This window comes from Streptomyces sp. NPDC007872 (genome assembly GCF_042868165.1).
Classification (GTDB): Bacteria; Actinomycetota; Actinomycetes; order Streptomycetales; family Streptomycetaceae; genus Streptomyces.
In genome coordinates, this window is the sequence record NZ_JBIAEA010000012.1 from 1 (window position 1) to 24,648 (window position 24,648).

The 24,648-nt window shown below is 70.7% G+C and carries 23 protein-coding genes and 1 pseudogene; 6 read left to right on the plus strand and 18 right to left on the minus strand.

Translation table 11 applies throughout. From position 1 onward, the window contains the following. Positions 1 to 235: 235 nt before the first annotated feature. The 4 genes from ACFYNX_RS31025 to ACFYNX_RS31040 all read right to left on the minus strand — a co-directional run bounded on the left by ACFYNX_RS31025 (position 236) and on the right by ACFYNX_RS31040 (position 1,773). A complete protein-coding gene (locus ACFYNX_RS31025; RefSeq protein ID WP_365549988.1) occupies positions 236 to 433 on the minus strand; it encodes a hypothetical protein in 198 nt (65 codons plus the stop codon). Positions 434 to 520: 87 nt separating this feature from the next. Continuing rightward, complete coding sequence (locus ACFYNX_RS31030) at positions 521 to 781, minus strand: hypothetical protein (protein WP_388666251.1); 261 nt, start codon at positions 779 to 781, stop codon at positions 521 to 523. Between the two features lie 255 nt (positions 782 to 1,036). Then, positions 1,037 to 1,474: a hypothetical protein gene (locus ACFYNX_RS31035; RefSeq protein WP_388666254.1), complete on the minus strand. Its 438-nt coding sequence runs from the start codon at positions 1,472 to 1,474 to the stop codon at positions 1,037 to 1,039. Between the two features lie 95 nt (positions 1,475 to 1,569). Further along, entirely contained in the window at positions 1,570 to 1,773 is a 204-nt protein-coding gene (locus ACFYNX_RS31040; protein WP_388666257.1) for a hypothetical protein, read from the minus strand. Here ACFYNX_RS31040 and ACFYNX_RS31045 point away from each other — a divergent pair. The 3 genes from ACFYNX_RS31045 to ACFYNX_RS31055 all read left to right on the plus strand — a co-directional run bounded on the left by ACFYNX_RS31045 (position 1,772) and on the right by ACFYNX_RS31055 (position 6,092). Then, on the plus strand, positions 1,772 to 4,465 hold the full coding sequence (locus ACFYNX_RS31045; protein WP_388666260.1) for a Helicase associated domain protein: 2,694 nt from the start codon (positions 1,772 to 1,774) through the stop codon (positions 4,463 to 4,465). The genes ACFYNX_RS31040 and ACFYNX_RS31045 overlap by 2 nt on opposite strands. Before the next feature lie 114 nt (positions 4,466 to 4,579). After that, positions 4,580 to 5,389, plus strand: coding sequence for a hypothetical protein (locus ACFYNX_RS31050; protein ID WP_388666263.1), 810 nt, complete (start codon positions 4,580 to 4,582; stop codon positions 5,387 to 5,389). A 457-nt stretch (positions 5,390 to 5,846) separates the two neighbouring features. Continuing rightward, a complete protein-coding gene (locus ACFYNX_RS31055; protein WP_388666265.1) occupies positions 5,847 to 6,092 on the plus strand; it encodes a hypothetical protein in 246 nt (81 codons plus the stop codon). 43 nt (positions 6,093 to 6,135) lie between these two features. Here the strand turns inward: ACFYNX_RS31055 and ACFYNX_RS31060 are convergent, their stop codons facing one another. Further along, positions 6,136 to 6,312: a hypothetical protein gene (locus ACFYNX_RS31060; protein WP_388666268.1), complete on the minus strand. Its 177-nt coding sequence runs from the start codon at positions 6,310 to 6,312 to the stop codon at positions 6,136 to 6,138. 85 nt (positions 6,313 to 6,397) lie between these two features. On the opposite strand from ACFYNX_RS31060, the gene ACFYNX_RS31065 reads away from it, so the two are divergent. Next, positions 6,398 to 6,619 carry a hypothetical protein gene (locus tag ACFYNX_RS31065; RefSeq protein ID WP_388666271.1) on the plus strand — a complete coding sequence of 74 codons (222 nt, stop codon included), beginning with the start codon at positions 6,398 to 6,400 and terminating at the stop codon, positions 6,617 to 6,619. 329 nt (positions 6,620 to 6,948) lie between these two features. On the opposite strand, the gene ACFYNX_RS31070 is transcribed toward ACFYNX_RS31065, so the two are convergent. Continuing rightward, positions 6,949 to 7,596, minus strand: coding sequence for a DUF6461 domain-containing protein (locus ACFYNX_RS31070; protein ID WP_388666273.1), 648 nt, complete (start codon positions 7,594 to 7,596; stop codon positions 6,949 to 6,951). Between the two features lie 484 nt (positions 7,597 to 8,080). On the opposite strand from ACFYNX_RS31070, the gene ACFYNX_RS31075 reads away from it, so the two are divergent. After that, positions 8,081 to 8,476, plus strand: a complete 396-nt coding sequence (locus tag ACFYNX_RS31075; RefSeq protein ID WP_388666276.1) for a hypothetical protein — start codon at positions 8,081 to 8,083, stop codon at positions 8,474 to 8,476. Between the two features lie 5 nt (positions 8,477 to 8,481). On the opposite strand, the gene ACFYNX_RS31080 is transcribed toward ACFYNX_RS31075, so the two are convergent. Then, complete coding sequence (locus tag ACFYNX_RS31080; protein ID WP_388666279.1) at positions 8,482 to 10,074, minus strand: ISL3 family transposase; 1,593 nt, start codon at positions 10,072 to 10,074, stop codon at positions 8,482 to 8,484. 178 nt (positions 10,075 to 10,252) lie between these two features. Between ACFYNX_RS31080 and ACFYNX_RS31085 the strand changes: the two are divergent. Further along, positions 10,253 to 11,032: pseudogene (locus ACFYNX_RS31085) on the plus strand (SDR family oxidoreductase); the annotation flags it as partial. Between the two features lie 318 nt (positions 11,033 to 11,350). Here ACFYNX_RS31085 and ACFYNX_RS31090 read toward each other — a convergent pair. The 11 genes from ACFYNX_RS31090 to ACFYNX_RS31140 form a co-directional block, all read right to left on the minus strand. Further along, a complete protein-coding gene (locus tag ACFYNX_RS31090) occupies positions 11,351 to 13,027 on the minus strand; it encodes a glycosyltransferase family 39 protein (RefSeq protein ID WP_388666282.1) in 1,677 nt (558 codons plus the stop codon). Between the two features lie 3 nt (positions 13,028 to 13,030). Beyond that, positions 13,031 to 13,984, minus strand: a complete 954-nt coding sequence (locus ACFYNX_RS31095; protein ID WP_388666285.1) for an aldo/keto reductase — start codon at positions 13,982 to 13,984, stop codon at positions 13,031 to 13,033. Between the two features lie 150 nt (positions 13,985 to 14,134). Then, entirely contained in the window at positions 14,135 to 15,277 is a 1,143-nt protein-coding gene (locus ACFYNX_RS31100; RefSeq protein ID WP_125664842.1) for a DegT/DnrJ/EryC1/StrS aminotransferase family protein, read from the minus strand. A gap of 70 nt (positions 15,278 to 15,347) precedes the next feature. Further along, on the minus strand, positions 15,348 to 16,754 hold the full coding sequence (locus ACFYNX_RS31105; RefSeq protein WP_125664840.1) for an alkaline phosphatase: 1,407 nt from the start codon (positions 16,752 to 16,754) through the stop codon (positions 15,348 to 15,350). Beyond that, positions 16,751 to 17,797, minus strand: a complete 1,047-nt coding sequence (locus ACFYNX_RS31110) for a Gfo/Idh/MocA family oxidoreductase (RefSeq protein WP_365541938.1) — start codon at positions 17,795 to 17,797, stop codon at positions 16,751 to 16,753. The genes ACFYNX_RS31105 and ACFYNX_RS31110 overlap by 4 nt, the downstream gene beginning before the upstream one ends. Positions 17,798 to 17,866: 69 nt before the next feature. Beyond that, positions 17,867 to 19,024, minus strand: a complete 1,158-nt coding sequence (locus ACFYNX_RS31115; protein WP_365541940.1) for a dTDP-dihydrostreptose--streptidine-6-phosphate dihydrostreptosyltransferase — start codon at positions 19,022 to 19,024, stop codon at positions 17,867 to 17,869. Positions 19,025 to 19,064: 40 nt separating this feature from the next. Continuing rightward, positions 19,065 to 19,664 (minus strand): streptomycin biosynthesis protein StrG, encoded by a 600-nt coding sequence (locus ACFYNX_RS31120; RefSeq protein ID WP_125664834.1) that lies wholly within the window; start codon positions 19,662 to 19,664, stop codon positions 19,065 to 19,067. Positions 19,665 to 19,673: 9 nt separating this feature from the next. Further along, positions 19,674 to 20,519, minus strand: a complete 846-nt coding sequence (locus ACFYNX_RS31125) for a glycosyltransferase (protein ID WP_125664832.1) — start codon at positions 20,517 to 20,519, stop codon at positions 19,674 to 19,676. Positions 20,520 to 20,559: 40 nt separating this feature from the next. Beyond that, a complete protein-coding gene (locus ACFYNX_RS31130; RefSeq protein ID WP_125664830.1) occupies positions 20,560 to 21,606 on the minus strand; it encodes an inosamine-phosphate amidinotransferase 1 in 1,047 nt (348 codons plus the stop codon). Between the two features lie 540 nt (positions 21,607 to 22,146). Then, positions 22,147 to 23,070 carry an aminoglycoside phosphotransferase family protein gene (locus ACFYNX_RS31135; protein WP_388666291.1) on the minus strand — a complete coding sequence of 308 codons (924 nt, stop codon included), beginning with the start codon at positions 23,068 to 23,070 and terminating at the stop codon, positions 22,147 to 22,149. A gap of 106 nt (positions 23,071 to 23,176) precedes the next feature. After that, positions 23,177 to 24,271 (minus strand): ParB N-terminal domain-containing protein, encoded by a 1,095-nt coding sequence (locus tag ACFYNX_RS31140; protein ID WP_365542286.1) that lies wholly within the window; start codon positions 24,269 to 24,271, stop codon positions 23,177 to 23,179. Positions 24,272 to 24,648 lie beyond the last annotated feature (377 nt).

Sequence of the window (24,648 nt, forward strand, 5' to 3'; positions counted from 1 at the left end):
CCCGCGGAGCGGGTACCCCATCGCTGCGCGATGGGAAAGCGAACCCCCCCCGCTGCGCGGGGTGGTTGTGGCCCCTCGCTGCGCGAGGGGCTGGGCCGCTGTGCGGCTTGGTCACTTCCGGTGCTGCGCACCGGAAGTGATGCTCCGTTCGCTGCGCTCTCGGAGCAGAGGGTGTGTCCGCTGTGCTCCCTCACCCTCTGGGGCCCGCTTCGCGGGCCTGGCTAGCTATAGGAGGTCAGGAGCGGGACCAGGGGAGGCGTCTGCTGTTGGTGTGGGTGGTGCGGGCGGCTCCGATGCCGGCCAGGTGCAGGGCCAGGGCGGTGAGGCCGAGGAGCATGATGTTCGTGGAGGAGAAGACGTCGTTGGTGGCGATGTCGGCTGCGTTGATCAGGAAGGCGATGAAGAACAGGACGGCGGCGGCTATACCGAGCATGAGGTGGGTTCCTTTCCCGAGAATGCTGCTCACGTGTCCCGCGGTGGCCTGGCACGCGCGGGAGCGGTGTGGGAGATGAGGGTGGGTTCAGGCCTGCTGGGGGTGGCCGGCGTCGCCTTCGACGACCAGGCGGTCGATGCCGGGCTGTTCGGCGCGTTCGACGATGGTGACGTCGATCTGTCCGTCGCCGGTGGTGTCGAACTGGTACAGGTCGGCTTTGCCGTCGCCTGTGGTATCGGTCATCCACACGTCGGGCTTGCCGTCACCGTTGGTGTCGGCACTGAGGACGACATGGTGCTCATCGCCCTGGGTCTCGACCGCTTCTTCGGCGTGCGCTGAGGTGTCCATGACCGCCGGATGCCCCGGAGTGAGAAACGGAAACGAGCACGAGGCAAAGGGACTTCAGACGGCGGGAGGGTGGTGTGCCGCTTCGTTGAGCTGCGCATGCGAGAGCGGCGCGGCTGGAGGTTGGGGCTTTCGCTGCGCTCCAGCCCACGGGTGGCGAGGTCGCTGCGCTCCCCTGCCCTTGGCGGACTCTTCTGATGGTGTCTGCGGCTGTTGGTTCGGCCTGCTGACGCGGGCCGACTGACGGGGTGCTGGCGGTCAGGCTTGATCGGCCTGGTCTTCAGGTGTCCAGGCCCAGGGCTTCACCGCGGGCGGTGGGCCCTCGATGGCACTACGGAACTTCTCCTTCAGACTCTTCGGAGGTGCTTCCCTCTCTTCACTCGAGTGCACGAGCTGGGCTGTGGTCACGCGTATGTGGCATTCGCGGTGACGTTGCTTCACCAGCACGATCCATGCTCCGTCCTGAGTGAGCAGGGCATGGCGAGCGGGCTGGTCTCTCGGGCGTGCGTGCCGGGCCAGGATGCCTGGCAGGTAGTTGAGAGCCGCGTCCTCGGCCGCCGCGGTCGCTTGTATGCGGTCGGGGCCGATGCGGTAGGTGCCGGTGAGTGCCCAGCGGTGCAGTTTCAGTTCGGTGCCGTCGGCGCGCTGGGTGGTGCGGGTGTCCTCCTCGATGAGGACGTACCAGTCAGCAGTCATGCCCGGACCCTATCCGGCGGTGGGGGAGGTGGGATGTCTGCTGGGTTGATGCAGTATGTAGAGGTGGCGGAATTAAGGGATAACCTGAAGGCTGCTTAATGGGTCCAGGTGTTGAATCTCGTTTTCGGTGGGTCGCACTGGCCGTATTCGACGGCTTGCTCGATCGAGTGGTTCCCGAAGTACACGCAGTCGGGGTAGACCGGCTGCAGGCCGTACCAGAGGGCGCTGATGAGCGCGGTGATGGCGAGTGCGGCAGCGAGGTGCCTTCGCGTGGGAGGCCCCGCGACAGGATAGATCATGACGCCGATCGTAGAACGGGAAGCAGGGAGCGTGATTTCGCTCAGGGAACACCAAGTGGATCAGCGGTCGGCGTTTCGTAGGTGGGTGGGATTTCCCGCACGACGGCCTGTGCCTGCGCAGGGTGTGCGGGGCACAATCGTGTCGGCGACCGGCTCGGGCAAGACGATCACGGCCGCCGCGTGCGCGCTGGAGTCGTTCACGGACGGCCGGATCCTGGTGACGGTGCCGACCCTGGACCTGCTCGTACAGACCGCCCAGGCGTGGCGGGCGGTGGGCCACCAGGCCCCGATGGTCGCGGTGTGCTCGCTGGAGAACGACGCGGTCCTGAACTCGCTGGGGGTGCGGACCACCACCAACCCGATCCAGCTAGCCCTGTGGGCCGGGCACGAGCCCGTGGTCGTGTTCGCCACGTATGCCTCGCTGGTGGATCGCGAGGACGTCGACGCTCCGGAGGGCCGGCGGAAGGTTCGCGGGCCGCTGGAAGCCGCGCTAGCAGGCGGGGGGCGGCTCTACGGGCAGCGCATGGAAGGCTTCGACCTCGCGATCGTGGACGAGGCCCACGGAACCACAGGTGATCTCGGGCGGCCGTGGGCGGCGATCCACGACAACGCCCGGATCCCCGCCGACTTCCGGCTCTACCTCACCGCCACCCCGCGAATCCTCGCCGCTTCCCGGCCCCAGAAAGGCACCGGCGGCCAGGAGGTGGAGCTCGCGACTATGGCCGATGACCCGGAGGGGACCTACGGCACGTGGATCGCAGAGCTCGGTCTGAGCGAGGCGATCGAGCGCGAAATCCTCGCCGGGTTCGAGATCGACGTGCTGGAGATCCGCGACCCCTCCCCCGTTCTCGGGGAGTCGGAGGAAGCCCGGCGCGGCCGGCGCCTGGCGCTGCTGCAGACCGCGCTCCTGGAGCACGCGGCGGCATACAACCTGCGTACGGTTATGACCTTCCACCAGAAGGTGGAAGAGGCCCGCGCGTTCGCAGACAAGCTGCCGGAGACGGCGGCCGCGCTGTACGTGAACGACGCCACCGACGCCGACCTGGCGGCCGCGGAGAAGCTACCTGCGTCGTCGATCAAGGCCGAGTTCTACGAGCTGGAGGCCGGCCGCCACGTCCCGCCGGACCGGGTGTGGTCGGCGTGGCTGTGCGGGGATCACCTCGTGAGCGAGCGGCGTGAGGTCCTGCAGCAGTTCGCGAACGGCATCGACGCGGCCGGGCGGCGGGTACACCGGGCGTTCCTGGCCAGCGTGCGCGTGCTCGGGGAGGGCGTGGACATCACCGGCGAGCGAGGAGTCGAGGCCATTTGCTTCGCCGACACCCGCGGCTCGCAGGTCGAGATCGTCCAGAACATCGGCCGGGCCCTGAGGCTCAACAAGGACGGCTCCACCAAGGTCGCCAGGATCATCGTGCCGGTGTTCCTGGAGCCGGGCGAGGACCCCACCGACATGGTCGCCTCCGCCAGCTACAAACCGCTCGTCGCCGTACTCCAGGGCCTGCGCTCGCATGATGAGCGCCTGGTCGAGCAGCTCGCCTCCCGAGCGCTCACCAGCGGGAAGCGCAAGGTGCATCTGCGGCGGGACGAGGACGGGCGGATCGTCGGGGCCGGCGGCGAGGGCGACAGCGAGGACCAGGAGGACGACGACACCCAGGCCGCCGCCGAAGCCGCCCTGCTCCACTTCTCCAGCCCGCGCGACGCCGCCACCATCGCGGCGTTCCTGCGCACCCGGGTCTACCGGCCGGAGTCACCGGTCTGGCTCGAGGGCTACCAAGCCCTGCTGCGCTGGCGGGCGGAGAACGAGATCACCGGGCTCTACGCCGTGCCCTACGACGTTGAGACCCCCGTGGGTGCGACAAAAGATTTTCCCCTCGGACGATGGGTGCATCAGCAGCGGAAGGCGCAGCGGGCCGGGGAGCTGGAGGACCGGCGCAAGACGCTGCTGGACGCGCCGGAGGCCGGGATGGTGTGGGAGCCGGGCGAGGAGGCCTGGGAGGCCAAGCTCGCCGCGCTCCGTTCGTACCGGCGGGCCACCGGACACCTCGCGCCCCGGCAGGACGCTGTATGGGGCGAGCGCGAGGCAATGGTGCCGGTCGGCCAGCACATGGCCAACCTGCGCCGCAAGGGCGGCCTGGGCAAGGACCCGGAGCGGGCCGCCGTACGCGCAAAGCAGCTGACCGCGATCGACCCGGACTGGGACTGTCTGTGGCCGCTGGACTGGCAACGCCACTACCGCGTCCTGGCGGACCTGGTCGACACCGACGGCAGCCTGCCGGCCATCGAACCCGGGGTGCTGTTCGAGGGCGACGACATCGGCCGGTGGCTGAAGCGGCAGAAAAACGCGGGCACCTGGGCCCAGCTGTCGACCGAGCAGCAGGAACGGCTGTCGAAACTGGGCGTACAGCCCGACCAAGCCCCGGCCCCCGCCCCCGCAGCCGCATGTGCGGCGAAGGGCCCGAGCAAGGCACAGCAGGCCCTCCAGCGAGGCCTGACAGCCCTCACACAGTGGGTCGAACGGGAAGGTGCCCACCGGCCCGTACCGCGGGGTCACGCCGAGGAGATCACCATCGACGGCGAGACGGAACCGGTGATCGTGAAGCTTGGCGTGTGGGTCTCGAATACCAAGGCGAGGCGGGACAAGCTCAACCAGGAACAGCGCGACGCGCTACGGAAGCTGGGAGTCGAGTGGGTATGAGCGGGCGGAAGGTGCCGGGCGTCAGGTTCGGTATCTTCGCGGTGCGCATCGTGCTTGACGCCGGGCTGGCAAACTCGCTCGTTTGTATAGTGCTGGGCCTTCTACGCTCCCTTCATGGACGAAGAGGAAGAACGCCATCTGCGTGCGCTTCTTGTGTTGTTGGAGCGAGTAAAAGCGTTTTCCGGGCTCACCACGGGCGAGAGAACGCCAGCTCTCTGGGAGGTTCAGTTCGGGAGTGAGCTGGCTGTCGACGACGCTCAGACCCATCCATATCGTGTGTCTCATGCCGCGTGGATTGCGGCGACTGTGGCTGTGGATCATCTGATGGCGCTACGGGCTTCGCTGGTGCGTGGAGAGGGTCCTGCCCATGCCTCTGCGGTCCTGCACACCCACGCCCAAGCGTCGCTCGTGCGCGGCGTGATTGAGAACGCTGCACGCGCCGTATGGCTGCTGGGGCCTGACGAGCGCCCGGCCCGTGTTCAGCGGCGCCTGGCTCTGCAGATCAAAGAGGTGAAGGACTCCACCAAGCTACACAGCCGGTTCAACGCCGAGCCGGCCCGCGATGAGGAGACCCGGCTGGCCGAGGTGCGCCGGCTGGCACTCGCCGCAGGCGCGTCGGCCGACACACTGAAGACGTTCCTCGCCGCCCCGCAGTACACCAAGATCGTCGAGGAGGGCGGTGCGCACACCACGTTGGGCGGTGAGCTGATCCTGACTCTCTGGAGCGCGTGCAGCTCGCTTGCCCATGGCGACATCAACGGCACCTTCGGTCTGCTGCGGCACGAGATCGTCTCTCAGGACGACGAAACCGCCTTGCCCCGGGTCACCGGCAACTTCAGCATGCTGCGCTACACCACACAGGCCGGTGTCCACCTCATCGACCGGGCCCTGGCCCTGTATACCCAACGTGCCGTCGAGCCCTGATCAACCGGTTCACGACATCCCACCGGTCCCTCGAAGACACCGACATCAGTGTTGTCAGGGCGGCGTCAAGACAACCGGCTACCAGGGAAATGACGCCCTCATGAGTGGCCACCGCATCCCCCTGGTCACGTCCGCTCCCGTCCCGGTGGCAGAGCTCGCGCATCTCGCGCGCCTGCCCGGTCGTCGGCTGACGGCGCGGTACGGCGGGCTTCTTCTTCAGGTGCTTGGCGGTCTTGGCGGCCGTGCGGGGACCGGTCCTGGTGGTGCGCTTCTTCGCGGCAGGCTTCTTCGCCGGGCGCCTGGTCGCCGGCGCTGTCCGGCGGGTGGGCCCGGCGGCGGGCCGGGTGGTCGGGCGCGCGCCCGGGGCGGCGGTCGCGGGCGCGGGGACGGCCCTCTCTGGAGCGGGGCCCGGCGGGATGGCAGGCGGGGGTCGGTCGCGTCGAGCGCCCCGCGGAGCGTGGCCGGAGTCGGGTCGGCCGGGGGCGGGCCGGGCGGTCAGTCGGCGGCGGGCACGGTCGGCCGGGGCGGCGAGGCGGGGGACGGCCACGCACCCGCTGGCGGCGAGGAGCACGGCCAGGGCGGCGACCCGTGGATCGCGATCATCAGCAACCACGGCCGCTACCCCGGGGGGCGGTCACTCTACCGGCCCGACGCGGACGGCGTCTGGCGGTGGGAGCGGGACCTACGGCCCGAGGAGTTGTGACCTGGCCCCCGCCCTCGGACGGGGGCCGGTCTGTGAAACCGCGCTACTGCTCCCCGAGCCTGACCTCGTAGGACTCCACTTCGGCGCCCTCGCCCAGGGCCTCGCGCTTGAGCTGCGTGTAGCGCTCCAGGGCCGATGCGCTGTACGAGACCGCCGACACCCCGGCCCTGCCGCCCAGCCGCCAACGGATCTTGAAGCTCTTGCTTGCCTGCTTCGCCATGGCCTGTTTCCTCCTGCGTCCAGTGTGCGACCAGCCTCGCATCCGGCACTGACAGTGCAGGTCAAGTACTGCGTAGGCTCGGGGCATGACCTTCCACGTGACGCTCCAGTTCCAGCCACCGGACGGGCCCACCGTCACCAGCCTGTGGGAGAGGCAGGAGACGGCGGACGGCAAGTTCGAGGAGTGGGTCTATACCCACTCCGCGCACCCCACCGCCCGCATCACGCTCGTCGAGGAGAGCGCCGGTGTCCGCCGCGTCCTCTCCGAGTGGACCCGGGACAGCGGAACCATCCGGCACACCGCCTGAGGCTCGCCTGTCTCCTGCCCCAGGCCGATCGCTCCACAGAGGCGGGACGGGTCAGGTGCGTGCAGCAAACCCCGCCAGCGGGATGCCACCTGGTGAGCGGTCCGGCAGCGCGCCGGATGATGCGGTGGAGCAACGAGGAGCGGCAGGAGAACGTGAGGACCGTCTGGGTGCAGGACGGCCGGGACCGGGAATCCACGGTCATGTACAGCCCGTCGGCCGCCGAGCCCTACGAGGGCTTCAAGGAGGCCCAAGAGGGTGTGTCTGGCTTTGTTCGCGAGAACCGAGAAGTGAGAACACCCCTTGGTCGCTTCGTGTCACCTGGGTCTGGGCTACGCCGGTTCCAACAGGACCGCCGGCAGCGTGCCGCTCACGATCCGGTCCTTCGGCAAAGAGAGCCCGAAGAACTTCTCGACGATACCCAGCGCGGTGCGGTGCACCTCCCTTTCGTCCCGCTCCGGGTCCGGGAGGCCGGCAACGGTCAGCATCTGCTGCAGGCGGGCGGCCGTCCCGGGTTCTCCATCGACCCCCTGATAGCCCCAGGAAGCGTCCAGGTGCAGGTTGCAGGCGCTCAGCAGGCGGCCGTCGTGGAAGTACTCGAACTGCGGCGGGACCGGCTTGCCGTTCTCCTCCTCATACTCCAGGAGGCAAACGTGCGCACCGTTACGCGAGACCTGTGCCGGTGGACCGAACTCGCCCTGCCAGCCTCCGTACGCGACTGCGTACGTCCAGTCATCGGCGCGTCCAAGACGCAGGCCGATGCCGTCGAAGGCGTCGTCGTAGGTGTCATCCATGAGCTCCAGAAGGGAGTCCCCGGTGTGCTCCCCCACCGCCACGACAACGTGATCGGCCTTATACAGCAGGGTCGCCGCAAGACGGTCGGCGAGCTCTTCCGACGACAGCCCGCGGGCGAGAACCACGTGGTAGCCGCCGAAGGCGACGGACTGTGGGGCAGCAAGCCAGGTTGTTCCGTCTGTCATGACCACCATCCTGACCGCTACCTCTGACAACGTACCCATCGGACCCCGCGCCCATGGCTCGGACCGCTGTCGTCGTGCGAAGCCCACCAGTGGTTGCGAAGCAAGGATCCACGCGCTCTCAGAACTCGGTTCTGGCACAGATCTTGGGGAGTGGTCACGGAGGGTGTCCAGACCGCTTCACGTGCGCTGACTCGTCATCGAACGGGTGAGACTGGCCCCTGCATACTGGCCGGATGGACGCCCGTCGGCCGTGCCTGAGCTGTGGCCACCGCCCGTTCGATCACCCAACAGCAGGCAGTGTGGAACGCAAGCGCTTGATTGTCCGCAAAACCTCGGTCCGGTTCTTCGCGACTTTCAACCAGGTGGGAAGCCGTTCGACCAGACTCGCCGGGGCCCAAGGCACAGGCTCTCCGCGCTCACGAAGCTTGGCCCCCACGTAGGCCTCCAGCAGATCGAGATGACGCACGTTATAGGCCCACAGGACGTGTCCACAGCAACTCGTCTGCAACCACACCGGTTGCTGGAAGCAAGGATCGACAGGGCTGCCCACGACAGCAGAGTCGACCTCTCGATCCTTGAAGAAGCCGCACCCCATGCACCGCAGCCGCCGATGGAGATCCAGGCTCCCGTAGCTGGCAGCCTTCTTTTTTGCCGGGATCTCGGGGTGGGGCGTGACAGTGGCGCACCCGTCACACCGAGGACAGTGCACCAGAACCTCATCGAGGAAGTCATATCCGTACTTGCGTTCCCGTCGATCTCGAAACCGGTCGCCGGACGCCTCTACATTCCCGCTCACTTGGTAAGCCTGCCAGAACCCGCCATCTCGCTCGTCGTAGGTACCGACGGACTGCTGCCCCCGCAGCAGGGGCCCCTCGACTGAGCGGGTCACTGGAGCAGGATCATCTTGCGGAGTAGTTCGAATCCGGCTCGGCCGTAGAGCTGCCGTTTGATCTTCTTGATGCGGTTGACGGCTCCCTCGATGCTGCCCGAGCTCCAGTCCAGGGTTAGGCCGACGGTCACGGCGTCGAGGTCTCGGAGTAGGTGCAGTGCGAAGCCGGTCAGCCCGGGCATCTGGCTGGCGTCGACGCCGTCGATCCAGGCAGGAAGCGTGGCGCCGAGGCGGCCGGTGAGCATCTCGCCGAAGTCGCGGACGTGTCTGGCGGTTGTGTCCAGTTCGGGGCAGCGAATCAGGATGTCCTTGAGGCCGACGCGGTCTTCCTCGGTCAGGGCGGTGGGGTGGCGGGTGAGCCAGCCGGTCACCTGCCGTACCGTTGGCGGCCGTGGCGGTGCGGCGGACGGAGTCCCGCGCAAGGTGGCGATGTGGGCTCGGACCATGCCGTAGGTGACGGGAGCTTGCTCGGCGACCAGTTCGCCGTGGAGTTGGGTGACGCTGGTGCGCCCCTCGGCGAATCGCCGTTCGAGGTAGGGCTTGTAGGGGTCGAGTCTGCTGGGCCGGGGCTGGGTCTCGCGGATGGTGTCTTGCCAGCGTGCGGCGTTCGCGTACCGGAGCACGGTGTTGAGGCCCCAGCCCAGGTGCCGGGCGATCGCCCGGCGTGAGTGGCCCTGGGCGAGCATCTCGTGGACCAAGGCGTGTGCGGCCTTCTTGCGCTCGGCTCGTCGGCCGGCGGGCTCCGCGTCGTCTTGCGATCGTCCTGAAGTCGGTCGGGTGGCCTCCGGCAGCGTGCCGCTGGGCGTCGGGTTGCGCAGGCAGTCGCGGTGGGCGGCGACGCAGGTCTCCACGGCGCGGCCGAGGCCCTGCCACAGATGGAACCGGTCGGCGACCTGCAAAGCGTCGGGTGCACCGCGCCGGGCGCCCTCGGCGTAGGCACCTGCCCGGTCCCGGCAGATGATCTCCACACCGGGATGACGGTCCAGCCAAGCTGCCAGCGGCCCGGCTTCACGGGTCGGGAGCACGTCGACCACGCGATGATCTTCGACGCTGGTCAAGACGGTGGAGTAGGTCTGGCCGCGACGGATCGCGAAGTCGTCCACGCCCAGCACGCGTGGAGTACTGAATCGCGGATCGGGCAGCGCCATGACCCTGTGTAACAAGGTCATCCGTCCCGCACCGAAGCCGAGCTGGGCCGCCAGTCGAGCACCCGCTCGTCCCGCCAAGGCGAGCCCCACCCGCTCCAGGGCGCGGTTCAGCCGCGTGGTGAACCGCGCGTACGGCGCGGCCAGCCGGGAGAACGGCTCGGCGAACGTCCGGCGCGGACAGTCCGCCGACCCGCATATGAATCGCCGGACCATCAGCCGGATCACAAAGCCCTGCTCAGCGAGCGGAAGGTCCTTCAGCCTGCGCTGGTAACGGTCGTGGAACCGGTCCGCGAAGCAGCCACAGTCCAGACACGCCGCCCCGGCCGTGCGACCTCTTGCTACGACCTCGACCGTACCGAACGCGGCCATAACCGTCTCGACCTCCACCTCGTCGATCCCGTCGAACACCAGCGAGTCCCAGAACGGTGCATCGGTCTGCATAACCAGCACCATCACTGTTCACAGCCGGCCAGAGCAGCGAACGGAATGCACCTGAGGGAGCGTCACTTCCGGCCGTCAGGCGCCAAGGCGTACGCCGTCGCGCACGAGCCAGTCACTCGCAATCGAACAGCGAGGTCACGCTCCGCAATGGCTCCCCAAGATCTGTGCCAGAACCGGGATCAGGCGGCAGGCACCCGGTGCGCAGGTGTCGCTGCGCATGCTCGACCTGTCCTCGCTCGACTCCGTCGCCGCACTCGGCGACTCCCTCATCGACGAGGGCCGGCCGATCCACTTCCTGGTCAACAACGCGGGCGTCATGACCCCGCCCGACCGGCAGACGACCGCCGACGGCTTCGAGCTGCAGTTCGGCACCAACCACCTCGGGCACGTCGCCCTGGTCCTCCGGCTGCTGCCTCTCCTGCGGGCCGGGCAGGCCCGGGTGACCTCGCAGATCAGCATCTCCGCCAACCGCAACTCGATCAACTGAGACGACCTGAACTGGGAGCGCTCGTATGACGGCATGAAGGCCTACAACCAGTCGAAGATCGCCTTCGGACTCTTCGGTCTGGAGCTCGACCGGCGGAGCACGGCCGAGGGCTGGGGCATCACCAGCAACCTCTCACACCCGGGCGTCGCCCCGACGAGCCTGCTCGCCGCCCGGCCGGAGATCGGTCGCGCCAAGGACACCATGGGGGTGCGGATGATCCGCTTCCTGTCCGCCCGGGGCATCCTGGCCGGCACCGTGGAGAGCGCGAAGTTCCCCACGCTGTACGCGGTGACGTCGCCAGACGCTCGCGGTGGTGCCCTCTACGGGCTGAGCGGTCCCGGCAACATCAGCGGCCCGCCCGCTGAGCAGAAGCTCTTCAGCCATCTCACCGACCCCGACGAGGCCCGACGGGTGTGGCGGGTCTCGCAGGAACTGACGGGTGTCGCCGGTCATCTGCCTGGCAAGTACTGACTTCGGCTCGTCAAGGTGGGGTTGGTGCGTCGAGGGTCAGGCCGGTGCCGGCCATGAAGCCGTCGAGGGTGTCGGGCCGGTGTCGAAGGCGCTTAGTGAATCACTGACTACCGCCGCAGAACCGCTGCGGCACCTTCCACCTGTGTGGCGACGACCTCTGGCATCGCCCGGCCCAGGTCGGTGTCGCCGCTGCGGCACGGTGGAGAACGGGTCATGGACTTCCAGCGACTGCCCGTGACCCCGGCGGTGCCCGCGCGCTGGACATGGCGTCTGCCATCAGGGCGCGCGCAGCGGCACTCCGCGGTGAGCACGCATCGGTCACCTGGACGCCGTAGTACTCGCGCGACAGCCGGAGCAGGTCGCCCGGGACGCCCCCTGTCGCGGGCATACGACGGCTCCAGGCCCGTGCGGATACGAGGCGTGACCGGCGGTGATGTGCGGGCGGTGCGAGTCCAGGTACTGGAGCTCGGGCCAGATGCGGGTCCAGGGCTCCTTCGGGCGGCTGAGGAAATAAACCGGGCGGCCCTGGTACTCGGTGGCGATGCCCAGCCCGTTGTCGACGGTGGCGACCTGACGGGCCACGCCGAAATGGGCGCGGAGTGCCGGATCGGGGTGGCCGACGTGGAGGACGACGGTGCGGTCGGCGGGGGGTGCGCCGAAGAACCAGTAGCCGCGGGAGCCGCTGTGGACCGGTGGCAGGCCCCGGGCAGGGCCGAAGTGGGCGAGGGCGGAGGCGACCCAGTAGTCGTCGGACATCAGCACCACGCGGGCCCGGGTCCCGGTGGGCAGGCGGTGGTACAGGGCGCCGACCTGGTCGGCGAGCTGTGGCCAGCCGATCTCGGAGCGCTTGTCGAAGCGGTGCGGCGCCTTGTCGATGTACGACTCCGGCGGCTGGAGCGGGAGGTCCAGCAGCGGCCACACGGCCGATGCGGCGATCACGGGGTACACCGCCCAGCCCGCGCGCCGGCCGGCCGCCGCTTCCCGTGCCGCCCGCCGCCGCTGGAAGCCGATGGCGCCCGCCGCCCACAGCACCGGGAACACGCCGTGGATGTAGTAGGCGCGGCCGCCGGTCAGCACGACGAACCCGGTCACCAGCAGCGCGGCCACGGCGAGGAAGCGGAAGCCGGCCGGCTCCCGGTCCATGAGCAGCCGCCAGAGCCCGTACAGGCCGAGCACCATCCCCAGGACCGGCCCCAGGCCCAGGACCATCAGCGCCAGGTTGACCGCCTGCCCGTCCCGCTGGGCGACCTCCGCGGCGATCACCTCACCCATCCGTAACTGCGGCCAGCCGTGCCGGTGCTGCCACACCAGCGCCGGCACGACCGACAGGGCCGCAAGCCCCGCGCCCGCCCAGAGCGGCGGCCGGGCGAGGAACCCGCGCGGCCCGCACAGCAGCGCCGCCACCGACAGGGCCAGACAGAACACCACGATCTGGAACTTGATCTGCATCGCCACCACGACGACGGCCCCCGCGGCAAGCAGCAGCCGGTCGCGCGTCACGCCCTCCCGGCGCAGTCGCACCCAGCGCACCACCAGCCACGTCAGCAGTGTCCACAGCGGAATGTCGAGGGCGGCCGTGGACAGCAACCGCCCGAGCGCGCCGAGGGCCAGGGCGTGGGCGGCCGCGGTCAGCCACTGCGCCCGCCGGTCCCCACCCAGCTCCCGGGCCAGCAGCGCGGCCAGGATGGCCCCCGCCCCGGTGGCGACGATCGCCGGGAGCCGCAGCACGCGCAACGAGCCGGGGGCGAGGGTGTCGGCCAGCAGCGCCAGCAGCGGCACACCGGGCGGCTGGTCGGCGTACCCCCAGTCGAGGTGGCGGCCGGCCGCGATGAAATACAGCTCGTCGCCGTCGTAGCCGTGGCGGTCGGCGAGCAGGAGGAGCACCGCCACGGTGCCGGCCGCGATGCCGAGGACCGGTGCCCATGCCGGCGGGGTTCGCGGGACCGGTGCGGGCGGCCGTGTACGGGGGCGGGTTCGTGTGGGGGTGGTCGCCATGGGTCAGCGGTCCGGGAGGTCGCCCTCGCCGGTCTCCAGCCAGTCGCGCTCGTCGTCGGTGAGCCGGTGGGCCGCGGCGGCCAGGGAGTCGCGGACCTCCTCGGGCAACCGGGGCCCGATGAGGGCGACGACCGGAAAGGGCTGGGAGAGGGTCCAGGCGAGGGCGATGCCGGTGGCGGAGATCCCCGTGCGCCGGGCGAGCAGGCGGGCGCGGTGGACCCGGGCGGCGTTGGTCTCGCTGTACCAGCTTTCGGCGAGTGCACCGGTGCGCAGCTCGCCGGGGTCGGCGAGCGCGTGCGCGCCGCGGCCCTGGCTGGCCCAGGGGTACAGCCGGACGGCCCCTTCGGCGAGCCAGTCCCGCCAGGCGGGGTCGTTGGAGGTCACGGTGCCCGGGTAGATGGGATGGACCATGTCGATCAGGCTGTACTGGTTGCTGATGCCGGCGGGCAGCGGCAGGCCGTGCACGCGGGCGTAGGCGACGGCCTCGACGACCCGTTCGAGGGTCCAGTTGGACATGCCGTACGCGCCGATGAGGCCGCGGTCCACGAGGTCGGCGAGGACGCTGACGAACTCCCCTACGGGGACGTCGGTGTTGTCGCGGTGGAGCATGTAGAGCGCGGCGTCGTTGCGGCCCATGCGCTCGAAGCTCTCGGTTAGTTGGGGTTCGACGCGGTCGGGCACGCACTCCGGGGTGTGCGCGCCCTTGGCCAGCACCCAGACGTCCTTCTCGACGCCGCGCGACCGTGCCCAGGCGCCGAAGGTGCGTTCGCAGCAGCCGGGGCCGTAGGCATGGCCGTAGAGCCAGGCGGTGTCGAAGGCGCGGCCGCCGCCCTCCCAGTAGGCGTCGTAGACGGGGAAGCCGCGTTCGTTCTGGCCGAAGGCGGAGGTGCCGAGGAGCAGGGGCGGGCCCTCGGGGCCGGGGGGCGGCGCGGAGGCGGGCCGGGGGGTGGTGGTCATGTGGCTCTCCTGGTGTGTCGGAGTCGTCGGGAGGCGACGGGCGCCGCACCGCGCGGGTACGCGGCCGGTGCGGCGCCCGTGGGACCGCCGGCGGACGGGACGCGGGTCACGCCGTGACGCACGCGGCCGGTGCGGCAGACGGGGTGTGGGTCACGCCGTGACGGCGACGGCCCGGCGGACCTCGTCGGCGACGTGGTCCAGGTGCCCCTCGGTGAGCCCCGGGTGGGACGGCAGTGCCAGCAGTTCCCGGGACAGCCGCTCGGCGACGGGCAGGGAGGCCCCCTCGTGTCCGGCGAACGCGGGCTGCTTGTGCAGCGGGAACGGGTAGCGCAGCAGCACCGGGACGCCTCGCGAGCGGAGGTCGGCCGCGATCTCCCCGGCCGGGCGGCGGCCGCCGCCCGGCGCCACGCGCACCGCGTACTTCCAGAACGCGTGGGTGGTGCCCTCCGGCTCCACCGGCAGTTCCAGGCCCTCGACACCGGCCAGCCGCTCCGAAAGGCGGGCGGCGTTGCGACGGCGGGCCTCGACCATCTCGCCGAGCCGCTTGTGCTGGGCCAGGCCGATGGCTGCCTGGACCGAGGTGAGGCGGTAGTTGTAGCCCACCTCGTGTGCCCAGATCATGCCGGGGCGGCCCTCGATGGGGCCCTCGCCGTGGCTGCGCAGGCGGCGCAGCCGCTCCGCGTGGTCCGGGTTGTCGGTGAGCACGGCGCCGCCCTCGCCGCCCGACGTGATCACCTTCTGCTCGAAGAGGCTGACGCAGGCGAGGTCGCCGAAGCCGCCGATGGGACGGCCACCGATCTCGGTGCCCAGCGCCTGCGCCGCGTCCTCGACGACCGGGACGCCCGCCTCGGCGGCGACGGCGGTCAGGGCGGCCATGTCGGCGGCGATGCCGTTGATGTGGACGACCACGATGGCTTTGGTCCGGTCGGTGATCAGCGACTTCACCGAGTCCGGGTCCAGGCAGTGGGTGTCCGGTGTGACGTCGGCGAAGACCGGGCGGGCGCCGAGGTACACGACGGGGCTCGCCGAGCCGATGAAGGTGTGGGCGGGCACGATGACCTCGTCGCCGGGCCCGACGTCCAGGACGTGCAGCGCGAGGTGTACGGCCGCCGTGCCGGTGGACACCGCGACCGCGTGCTCCACGCGCTGGCCGGCGGCCAGGGCCGCCTCGAATTCCTGGACGGTGCTGTTGCCCTGCCCCACCAGGCGGTTGGAGCGCAGGGCCGCCACCGCCGCCTCGATGTCGTCGTCCGTCAACTGGGGCCACCGCGGTAATTCCTGGAAGGAGCTCAAGGTGTGACCTTTCGGTTCGGAAGGGGAACGGTCGGGAATGGTCCAGGGGGCCGTCGGGCACGGCCGTGGTTCATCGCAGTCCGAGCGCCGCGCACACGGTGCCGAACAGCTCGGTGTTCTCGCGGAGGCCGAGCACCCGGTGCGCGAGCGGACCGCGGGCGGCGACCGGCACGGTGACCCCGGTGTGCTCCTGCGTCCCGCCGGATCCGGCGGTGGCGTACCCGAGGAGCATCCGGCCGCCCTCGTCGGTGACGAGGGTGCTGGACAGCCCGGCCGGCCGGGCGTCCTCGGGCAGGATCTGGGTCGCGTGGCCGTGGTCGGCGGTGACGATCACGAGGGTGCGGGGGTGGTGTCCGGCGTACGCGAGGGCGACCGCGACCGCCCTGTCGAACGCCACGGTCTCGCCGATCTGCCCGCAGGGGTCGGCCTCGTGCGCCCGGTCGTCGATCGAGGCACCTTCGACCTGGAGGAAGAAGCCTTTGCCGGTGGCCCGGTCGCGGCGGGCCGTCAACTGGCCGAGCGCTGCGCGGGTGGACTCGGCCAAAGTGGGTGTGCCGGCGGGCCGGGCGGGGTTGTGGACGGCGCACCGCTGGGGCGCGGTGCCACCGGGCGCGGCCGGTGTCCCGCTCCATTCCACGGGCAGGTAGTCGGGCGCGAACAGCCCGAGCACGGGCCGGTCGGTGCGGGCCGCCGTCAGTTCCGCCCGGTCGCGCACCACCTGGTAGCCGGCCGCGCGGGCCTGTTCCAGCACCGTACGGCCACGGTACGGGCCGTCCGCGACGGTCTGCGCGAAGTGGTCGGCACCGCCGCCGAGGAGGACGTCGGGGCGGGCGGCGACCGTCTGCTCCACGACGGAGCCGGCGCCGCCGGCCGCCCGGGTGTCCGCCGGGCACTCGGCCATGTCGGCGGGGCCCTTGCAGGACCGGTCCGTGACGTGGGCCGTCAGGGCGGCGGGGGTCGCGTCGGCGACCGAGGCGGTGGTGACGCTGCCCGTCGCGTAGCCGTGGCGGCGGGCCTTCTCCAGCAGCGTGGGCAGCGGCCGGTTGGTGCCGGGGGTCTTGGAGACCCGTCCGTTGACGGTCCGCCGGCCCGTCGCCCAGGCGGTGGCGCCGGCGGCGGAATCGGTGACGTAGACCGGCCGGCCCCGCTCGTCCACGGAGAAGGTGGTGCGCCGCCCTGTGGTGGCCAGTGTGTCCAGGGCCAGTTGGCCGGCCGCGCCGACGGAGTAGTCGCGTGCCGCGGTGATCTCCGCGTCGCCCATACCGTCGCCGATGAGCAGGATGACATTGTCCGCCGGTGCGCGGCCCGGGACGGTCTCCGCCGCTGTGCGGCCTGGGGCGTTGTCCGCCGGTGCGCGGTCCCGGTGCGCTGCGCCGGGCCCGTCGGCGGTGGAGGCGGCGGGCAGGGTGACGAGGACCAGCAGGGCCGCGGCCAGGGCGGCGCCGCGTCGCCCCCGGTGGGTGGACGTGCGGCTCATCCGGCCCGGCCCCCCACGGGCGTGGCCGCGCCGGTAGCCGGTGCCGGGTCCAGGACGACACGGGTGCCGGTCGCGGCGGCACGGCCGGCGGCCGCGGCCACTTCCTGCGCGCGCAGTGCCTCCTCGGCGGTGCAGGGGCTGGGGGCACCTCGCGTCACCATGTCGGTGAAGTCGTGGATCTCCTGCCGGTAGGCGGTCGCGAAGCGGTCGGTGAAGTCCTGGTACGGCGGGTGTCCGCCGGGTGCGGGCGGGCAGCCCGTGCCGTCCTGGCCGAGCAGGCGCAGCGGGGTCCGCGCGTCGAACCCGACCGCGTACGAGCCCTCGGTGCCCAGCACCTCGACCCGGTGGTCGTACCCGTGCGGGTCGAGCCGGGACGCGGTGAGCACCGCGCGGGCGCCGTCGGCGAGGGTCAGGGCGGCCGTGGCCACGTCGTACCCGGCGCCGCCCAGCAGCCGTGCCCCGTCGGCCTGCACGGCCACGGTGGGCTGTCCGGTCAGCCAGTGCACGGCGTCGATGTCGTGGATGAGGCAGTCGGTGAAGATGTCGCCGGCCGTCCGTTCGTACGCGCCGGCCGGCGGGTGGTGGTCGAAGGCGGTGCACCGCACCAGCAGGACGCGGCCGAGCCGGCCCGAGACGATCCGCTCGCGCAGTGCCCGGTAGGCGGGGTCGCAGCGCCGCTGGAAGCCGACGTGCAGTCGAGCGCGGGCGAGAGCGCCGGCCAGCTCGCGGGCCTCGGCCACGTCGGCGGTGAGCGGCTTCTCGCAGAACACCGGCACCCCCGCCCGTGCTGCGGCCAGCAGCGGGTCGCGCCGCTGTGTCGCCGGGGTGGCCACGACCAGCGCGTCCACGCCGGCGACGACCTCGGCGAGTGTCCGCCGCACCGTCACGCGGGCCCCGGTCTCCTCCGCCAGGGCGCGGGCCAGCCGGTGGGCGCCGTCGGGGTCGACGTCGTGGACCACCAGTGCCGGTGGTTCGGGAAGCTCCAGGAGCGTACGGGCGTGCAGCCGGCCCATGCGGCCGGCCCCGACGATTCCCACTCTCATCGAAAGTCTCCGTAGTAGCCCGTCGGCGCCCCCCGGGGGGGGGTGCCGGTGCCGGTAGGTGGTCCTGCGTCAGTCGAGTACGGCGGCCCAGCGGGGGTCGGTCACGTCCACGCCGGAGGAGGCGAGCTTGGTGCGCAGCTCCTCGCGCAGCCCCGCCAGGTCGGCCTTGGACTGGCGCAGACCGGCGGCGAGCCGGGTGCTGCGGGTCCGGTAGCCCGAGGGAGCGTCCGGCCGTTTGTTGAAGTCCTCCAACAGCAGAGCGTCGACGTGCGCCGACCAGGGCAGCTCGTGGATGCCCGCGGCGATCTCGCTGGGCCGCAGCCGGTGCCAGTAGGAGATGCCGCCGGCGTGGACCAACTGGGGGGCGAAGACCTTGGTGCCCGGGAACTGGTGGAAGTGGGCGATTCGCAGGCCCGTGGCCAAGGCCATCAGTTGGTAGAACATCAAACCGTCGAAGACGACGCGGATCACCTCGTTGCCGTTGTGGAGGTGGTGATGGCGCTCGTGGCTGCGCACCTCCCGGCCGTCGTCGAGGACGTCCACCACCCCGCCCTGCGGGAAGGGCAGCCGGGGACCCTCCAGGGCCATCACCCGGGCCAGGGCCCGCTCGTGGTGCGGCTCGATGAGCCGCACCGTCGCGCCGTCGATCTCCTTCTCCGGCCCCGGGGGGACATACGCGTAGGCGGCGGGTGTGACGGGGCCGCCGATGGCGCGCTCGATGTCGGGACGGACCCGGGGGTCCAGGGCCAGGAAGGGCGGCGCGGCCAGGGGGATGGGGCCGTAGCTGAGGGGGCCGCTGACCGCCACGCCCGGTTCCAGTCCATCCGTGCAGCGGTCGAACCAGTCGGTGTCGGTGACGAAGCAGTCGACGTCGACGATGCCGAACGGCCGGTCCGTGTTGCGCAGCAGGAGCTCGAAGATCTCGTGGCTGCCGACCCGGTCGTCCATGTCGAAGACGGGCAGGCCACCGCTCATGCGGTCGCGCAGCGCGATCTCCTCGGCGCTGAGCGCGGAGCACACGAAGACGCAGTTCAGCCGCTCGGGGACGAAGCGCAGGAAGTGGTGGACGACGTGCAGCAGGCCGGAGGAGAAGAAGCAGAACCACGGGGGGCGGTCGTCCGGGAGTCCGGCCAGGAACTCCCGGAAGCGGTGGTCGAGGTGTGTCAGGGACTCCCCCGGGCGTGTGTCGCCCGGGGGGTTCCCGGTCGGATCGGAGGTCATCACCATGTCGGGGCCATTTCGTCGTGGCGCGGGAGCCGGCCGGGGTTCAGACGACGTCCCAGTACTGGCCGAGCAGGAAGGGCAGTCCGAAGGACACGGACTTCTTGCCGTTGGGCTGGTACGCGGACCGGGGCAGCGTGCGGAAGTCGATGCTGACCCGGCTGATCTCGGTGTCGTTGACGACGTTCCCGTGCCAGGAGTTGGCGCCGTCGAAGACGATGACCTCGCCGTACTCGGCGTGCACCGGCTCGTTGTCGATCCACAGCGTGTTGTTGCCGAAGGCCCGGGTGACCGGCACCCAGTAGTTGACCTCCGCCGGGTCGTGCCCGAAGTCGCGGTCGCGGTGCCAGGAGCCCACGGCGACGGAGTTGCGCAGGTGCACGCGGAAAGTGGGCACCCGCTGGAGGTAGACGTCGTCGACCGTGTCGCCGAGCAGGTGCCGTGCCAGCGTGCGGTACACGGGCGAGACGATGTCGAAGTCGTCGTAGAACTGCCTGTGGTACGGCGTGCTCTGGTCGGTCTCCCGGGTGGCGAGCCACTCACTGGCCGCCAGGCCCTCCAAGTCGTCCACCTTCAGCACCTCGCGCACGAGGTCGGCGAGGGGGATCCGGGTCACGTCATAGCGGAGCCGTGTGTACTTGGCCATCTGTTCTCCTCACACCTGCATGCGGCCGCGCAGGCGCTTGCACCGCCGGTACCAGCCGCCGACCAGTTCGTCGATCACCGGGTCGCCCGTCTCCCCGTCGCTGACCTCGTGGGCCCGGCCGGCCGCGCGCACCGCCAGCCGGCGGGCGGCGAGCCGCAGGGGGATGGTGGGAATGGTGAGCCGCTCCAGGTGGTTGCCCACCCGTTCGAGCGGACCGAGGTCGAAGAACTCGCGCTGCCAGCGCAGTTCGTTGTGGCGCCAGTCCTTCAGACCGTTGAAACCGCGGCCGTCGTTGTGGTGCATGACGTCCTGGAGGTCCTGGACGATCACGCGCTTGCCGGCGGCGCGGACCAGGGTGGCAAGGATGACGCCGAGCCCCTCGAAGCCGCGGTAGTGCCCCTCGGGGAAGCGGATGTTCTCGATGGTCCAGCGGTTGACGCACAGGATGACGTCGTCCACGGCGTGGACCTCGTAGCGGTCCGACCCGTAGTCGTGGACCTTGTCGTAGTCGGTGACCCGGCCGCGCCGGGTCTCCTTCTCGTTCCACCAGGCCAGCGAGACGGTGTCGGAGCCGCCGACCGAGCCGAGCATCCCGACGGAGTCGTCCTCGAAGACCGGCTGTGCCACCTCGGCCGGGTTCTTCCGCAGCTCGACGTCGTCGTGGAGCATCACCAGCCCGGTGATGTCGGAGTTGGCGGCCGCCTGGTCGAACATGGCGTTGTACGCCGAGAACAGTGAACGCTGGTTGCGCATGGTGAACACCGGGCTGCCCGGTGTACGGACCCGCTCGATACCCGGCAGACAGATGCGCTCGAACAGATTGCCCGGGCCTACGCAGACGCCGTAACCGATCACGTGGTCAACCTCCCTTGGCGGTAGCGGACGTGGCGGGACATCAGAACCGGTAGGTCTCCAGTGAGCCCGTGCGGCGGACGTCGAGCGTGGCGCAGTGGAAGCCGCCGCCGAGGGTGCGCGAGTGGGTGAGCTGGAGCGGCAGCACGTCCATCCCGTGCTTCTCCAGCAGCTCGATCAGCCCGGTCTGCCGGCGGTCCACCACGGCCAGGTCGGGTCGCACCACCAGCAGGTTCATGCCGATCCACACCGAGCAGTGCGGCTTGTCGCCGGTGAAGCCGATGTCCACCAGCTCCGGGCAGGTGATGGTCTCCCACGACCGCAGGAAGTCCGGCATGTTCCCGTCGTTCACCCGCGAGGGGTTGATCAGCACGAGGCCGGGCCGCAGCGGCACGATGGTGGAGTCCACGTGGGTGGACGCGTACAGCCCCCGGCAGGGGTGCACCGTGTAGGTGTCGCCGACCGCCGACTGGAGCCACTTGGCGCCGAGTTCGTTGCCGCTGTCGGACACCAGGTAGAGCAGGTCGGTGCCGAAGCGCAGCACGTTGGCGGCGTCGAACACCGGCTCCACGTCGGTCAGGCGCTCACCGGCTGGTGCCTGTGGATCGTAGGACGCGTCGGTCAGCCGGGGCTTGGGGGCCGACAGCCACCGGGAACCGCTGGCGAAGTAGTCCAGCAGGATGTCCTTGTAGGCGAGCGACTCCAGGAAGCGGGCGCGCAGCGCCATCGGCGTCTCGATGACGGTGTCGCCGACGGTCAGCAGGCCGTCGCGCGGGCAGTAGTCGTGGAAGCCGTCCGTCTCCCAGTCGGGGGTCCTGATCAGGGCCGCGTTGTCGCGTGCCGCGGGGCGGCGGACCGTGACGCCGAGCTTGGTCAGTTCCTCGGCCAGGACGTGGAGTTCCTGCTCCGTCTCCTTCAGCACCCGGTCCGGGTAGGCGCCGGAGGGGATCCGGTCCTGGCTGTCGTAGTCCCCCGCGTACTCCACGGCGAAGACGCTGCGGTCGGCCCGGGGGACCCGTGCGCCCACCGCCGTACCGATGATGATCTCCTCCAGGGGGTCCCATTCGTTGTGCACGTCGACGAGGCTCATGGCGCTCCTTGGGGTGAGTGGGCGTGACGTCGGCGGGATCGCGGGCCGGCCGGGTGCGCGGGGCACGGAGCCGGCGGGCGGGACGCGTGGCGTACAGCTGTGCAGCAGGCACCCGGCGGGCCGGAGGGCCCTGAGGGCGGGTCGTGTCCCGGTGAAACGCGAGGGGCGGCCGGTGGAGCACCGCTGTGCACGGAGGTGATGAGCGGGTCCGCGCGTGTCCTGTCCCTGTCCGGGAACGCCCTGATCGGGGGCGCCGCACGGGATGTGGCTCCGTCGTTCCGAATCCGGACCGTTCCCGATCACCGGATCGACTGAAGGCTAACACCGAGGTCTCGATCGGCGAATGCGTCGCCCGGGGCGCTGCTGTCGGCGGCTTCCGTACGGCGGAGCGCGCTCGCGGGGCGGCGCCCGCGGAATCCTCGTACGACGAAGGGCGCCCGGTCGGCGGACCGGGCGCGGAGAAGGGGCACCGCGAGCGCGGCGTCCGCCCGTGCGGGGGGGCACCGCGCTCGCAGTGGTGTGTGTGGGAGGCGGAGGGGTTCAGCCGCGCGGGAGTGCCTCGGCCACGGCGGTCTGGGAGGGGTCGATGGTGGTCCGCCCGTCCTCCACGTCCCACAGCGTGTTCTGCAGCAGCCGCCCGAGGGTCCAGCCGGCCGCGCGCTCGCGGTCCAGTTCCAGGGCCTCGGTCAGCAGGTCGAAGCGCCGCCGCACCACCCGAGGGGCGTCCCCGGTGGCCTCGATCTTCTCCCAACCGGTGTCCAGGGCCGGCCACAGGTCGAAGCCCGGGTCGCCCACCAGGGGTTCGGGGTCGATGGCGAGCCATGGTTCGCGCTCGGCGGCCAGCACGTTCTCGTAGTGCAGGTCCCAGTGCAGGAGCCGGTCACCGGGCTCGTCCACCAACTCGGCGACGGCCGAGGCCCAGGCGTGCAGCCGCCTCTGGTCGTCCGGGTTCGACAGCGAGACGACGGCCTCCGGCACGGCCGCCAGCATGTCGCGCGCGATGTCGTCGAGGCGGCGCAGGCCTTCGGGCGCCGGGGCGGCGTGCAGCCGGGCCATCAGGCCGGCCAGGGTGCCCATGGCCGTGTCGTCGTCTTCGACGGACGCGAGGGTGCGCGAGGCGTCCAGGCGCTCCAGCAGCATGGCGCTGCTCTCCGGGTCGTGGTCGAGCAGCCGCACGATGCCGTCGCCCTTCCAGGCCCGCAGTCCGATCAGCGCGGCGGTCGTCTCCTCGCGGGGCATCTGGAGCTTCAGCGCGGCCCTGCCGCCGTCTTCGCGCCGCACCGGCACCACCAGCGAGGCCTCGCCGGAGCCGGGGGTGCCGTCCCGTTCCAGTCGCCACCGGTCGAGGAGTTCCGCGACCAGCGCGGGCAGGGCGGTGATCCAGGCCCGTTCCGCCTCACCGCCGTTCTTCGTGTACGACGTGATCAGGGCGTGGGGGACGTCGATGTCTTCCGGCGATTTCATGCGGGGCTTTCCTTCGGGAGTGGAATTCCCGCCCCGGGCCGGCGGAACCCGAGCGGGTTCCGCCGGCCCGGGGCGGCCGTGCGGGGAGGGGTCGGGTGGTAGGTGCTCAGGCACCCGACCGTAGTCCGGCCCGGTGCACCGGGTTGGACATTTCGCCGTCCGTGACGCGGTCGTTCGTCAGGTCGACCTCGGTCTTCTCCAGATGTTCGGCCACCTGCCGCCACGTGTCGGCGCAGCCACGGGCGAGTTCGGCGATGACCTTGACGCGGTGCGGCGGCACGTTGCCGAGCAGCCGGGCCCAGTCCTGGCTGCGCACGGCCACGACGTTGAGCCAGCGCAGCAGCACCCGGCCGTCCTCCGTCAACCGTATGGAGGGATCACGGCTGAGGTGGCGCAGCAGCAGGGCCCGTGACGGTCGGCTCTCCTCGGTCCGGTCGGTGCGTGCCGGTGACGGCTCGGCGTCCGCCGTGTCCTCCCGTCGGCGGTCGCGTCCGGGCAGCGGGCTCTCGCCGCGCCGGAGACGCTTGCGGACGTCGGAGGCGGTGCCCAGGGACACTCCGGCCTCGGCCGCGATCTGGCGCAGCGGCGCCGACGGGTTCTCCTGGATCAGCCGACCCGCCAGCCGTCGCCCTTCGGTGGGGTCCAGCGGCCGGGACCGTCCGTCGCGGCCTATCCGGACGTTCGACTGAGGAACCCCCTCGGTCGAACAGGACCGCAGGGTCCCCACGGTCTTGGCGGAGAGGCCGGTCGCCCGCCCGATGGCCCGGTCGGACCACAGGGGGTGGGTGCGCAGGATGCGGGTCGCGGCGGCCTTGCGGTCGTCGAGGGAGAGCGGCAGCCCGTGGGCGATGTTGGAGGTGACGGCGAGGACGAACGCTTCCTTCTCCTCCCCTTCGAAGTACCGGACCGCGATTTCGGCGGCGCCGCGCAGTTCGGCCGCTCTGAGCCGGTGCATGCCGTCGATGACGCGTTTCGTCGAGAACATCACCACGATGGGCGGAAGTTCCACTCCGGATTCTGCGAGGGTACGAATGTGTTCGGCGTCCTCACCGGCACTCCGTGGCGAGTCGGAAACCTGCAGGGAACCGATGGGCACCATGACTACGTCGGATAATCGCATGCTGTACTCGTCTGACACACTCGCGTACCCACCAGGCTGTTCGCAGGTTTCAACGGGATTTTTCCCTAAACCGGGCTCCATTACCCATCCTTCAGTCGCCAAGGCATTCACGATGACGTGGGATGACTCCTTCGATCTTTTACCCGGCATATGCTTAGCATCCATGACCGCCTGAGTAAAGTTTGGCAAAGCGGCCGATACTCGACCCCCTATACGGGTGGGCAGCCGGGCTGCGCGCCCCTTCCCCACAGGGTGGACCGGGGGTGCGGGCGACGCCGGACCGGTCCGTACCAACAGATCTGCACGCTTCTCGCCTCGGTTTTCAGACACTCCGGGCGGCCGATCACGCATCCGAGGAACACAGTTCTGACGCCACGGGACGACGGGACGGCAGAAAACGCGCCAGATCACCAGACGTTTCTTGCCGCAGCCCAGTGAAGGCCCCTTTCCCTCGACAG

What these genes read in the sequence shown, in the direction of transcription:
- ACFYNX_RS31040 (WP_388666257.1), bottom strand. Translation starts at nt 1,773, where the DNA reads ATGATCTATCCTGTCGCGGGGCCTCCCACGCGAAGGCACCTCGCTGCC.
- ACFYNX_RS31080 (WP_388666279.1), bottom strand. Translation starts at nt 10,074, where the DNA reads ATGCAGACCGATGCACCGTTCTGGGACTCGCTGGTGTTCGACGGGATC.
- ACFYNX_RS31095 (WP_388666285.1), bottom strand. Translation starts at nt 13,984, where the DNA reads ATGACCACCACCCCCCGGCCCGCCTCCGCGCCGCCCCCCGGCCCCGAG.
- ACFYNX_RS31030 (WP_388666251.1), bottom strand. Translation starts at nt 781, where the DNA reads ATGGACACCTCAGCGCACGCCGAAGAAGCGGTCGAGACCCAGGGCGAT.
- ACFYNX_RS31035 (WP_388666254.1), bottom strand. Translation starts at nt 1,474, where the DNA reads ATGACTGCTGACTGGTACGTCCTCATCGAGGAGGACACCCGCACCACC.
- ACFYNX_RS31115 (WP_365541940.1), bottom strand. Translation starts at nt 19,024, where the DNA reads ATGGTGATGACCTCCGATCCGACCGGGAACCCCCCGGGCGACACACGC.
- ACFYNX_RS31110 (WP_365541938.1), bottom strand. Translation starts at nt 17,797, where the DNA reads ATGAGAGTGGGAATCGTCGGGGCCGGCCGCATGGGCCGGCTGCACGCC.
- ACFYNX_RS31060 (WP_388666268.1), bottom strand. Translation starts at nt 6,312, where the DNA reads ATGGCGAAGCAGGCAAGCAAGAGCTTCAAGATCCGTTGGCGGCTGGGC.
- ACFYNX_RS31090 (WP_388666282.1), bottom strand. Translation starts at nt 13,027, where the DNA reads ATGGCGACCACCCCCACACGAACCCGCCCCCGTACACGGCCGCCCGCA.
- ACFYNX_RS31135 (WP_388666291.1), bottom strand. Translation starts at nt 23,070, where the DNA reads ATGAAATCGCCGGAAGACATCGACGTCCCCCACGCCCTGATCACGTCG.
- ACFYNX_RS31025 (WP_365549988.1), bottom strand. Translation starts at nt 433, where the DNA reads ATGCTCGGTATAGCCGCCGCCGTCCTGTTCTTCATCGCCTTCCTGATC.
- ACFYNX_RS31065 (WP_388666271.1), top strand. Translation starts at nt 6,398, where the DNA reads ATGACCTTCCACGTGACGCTCCAGTTCCAGCCACCGGACGGGCCCACC.
- ACFYNX_RS31050 (WP_388666263.1), top strand. Translation starts at nt 4,580, where the DNA reads ATGGACGAAGAGGAAGAACGCCATCTGCGTGCGCTTCTTGTGTTGTTG.
- ACFYNX_RS31140 (WP_365542286.1), bottom strand. Translation starts at nt 24,271, where the DNA reads ATGGAGCCCGGTTTAGGGAAAAATCCCGTTGAAACCTGCGAACAGCCT.
- ACFYNX_RS31105 (WP_125664840.1), bottom strand. Translation starts at nt 16,754, where the DNA reads ATGAGCCGCACGTCCACCCACCGGGGGCGACGCGGCGCCGCCCTGGCC.
- ACFYNX_RS31130 (WP_125664830.1), bottom strand. Translation starts at nt 21,606, where the DNA reads ATGAGCCTCGTCGACGTGCACAACGAATGGGACCCCCTGGAGGAGATC.
- ACFYNX_RS31070 (WP_388666273.1), bottom strand. Translation starts at nt 7,596, where the DNA reads ATGACAGACGGAACAACCTGGCTTGCTGCCCCACAGTCCGTCGCCTTC.
- ACFYNX_RS31045 (WP_388666260.1), top strand. Translation starts at nt 1,772, where the DNA reads ATGACGCCGATCGTAGAACGGGAAGCAGGGAGCGTGATTTCGCTCAGG.
- ACFYNX_RS31120 (WP_125664834.1), bottom strand. Translation starts at nt 19,664, where the DNA reads ATGGCCAAGTACACACGGCTCCGCTATGACGTGACCCGGATCCCCCTC.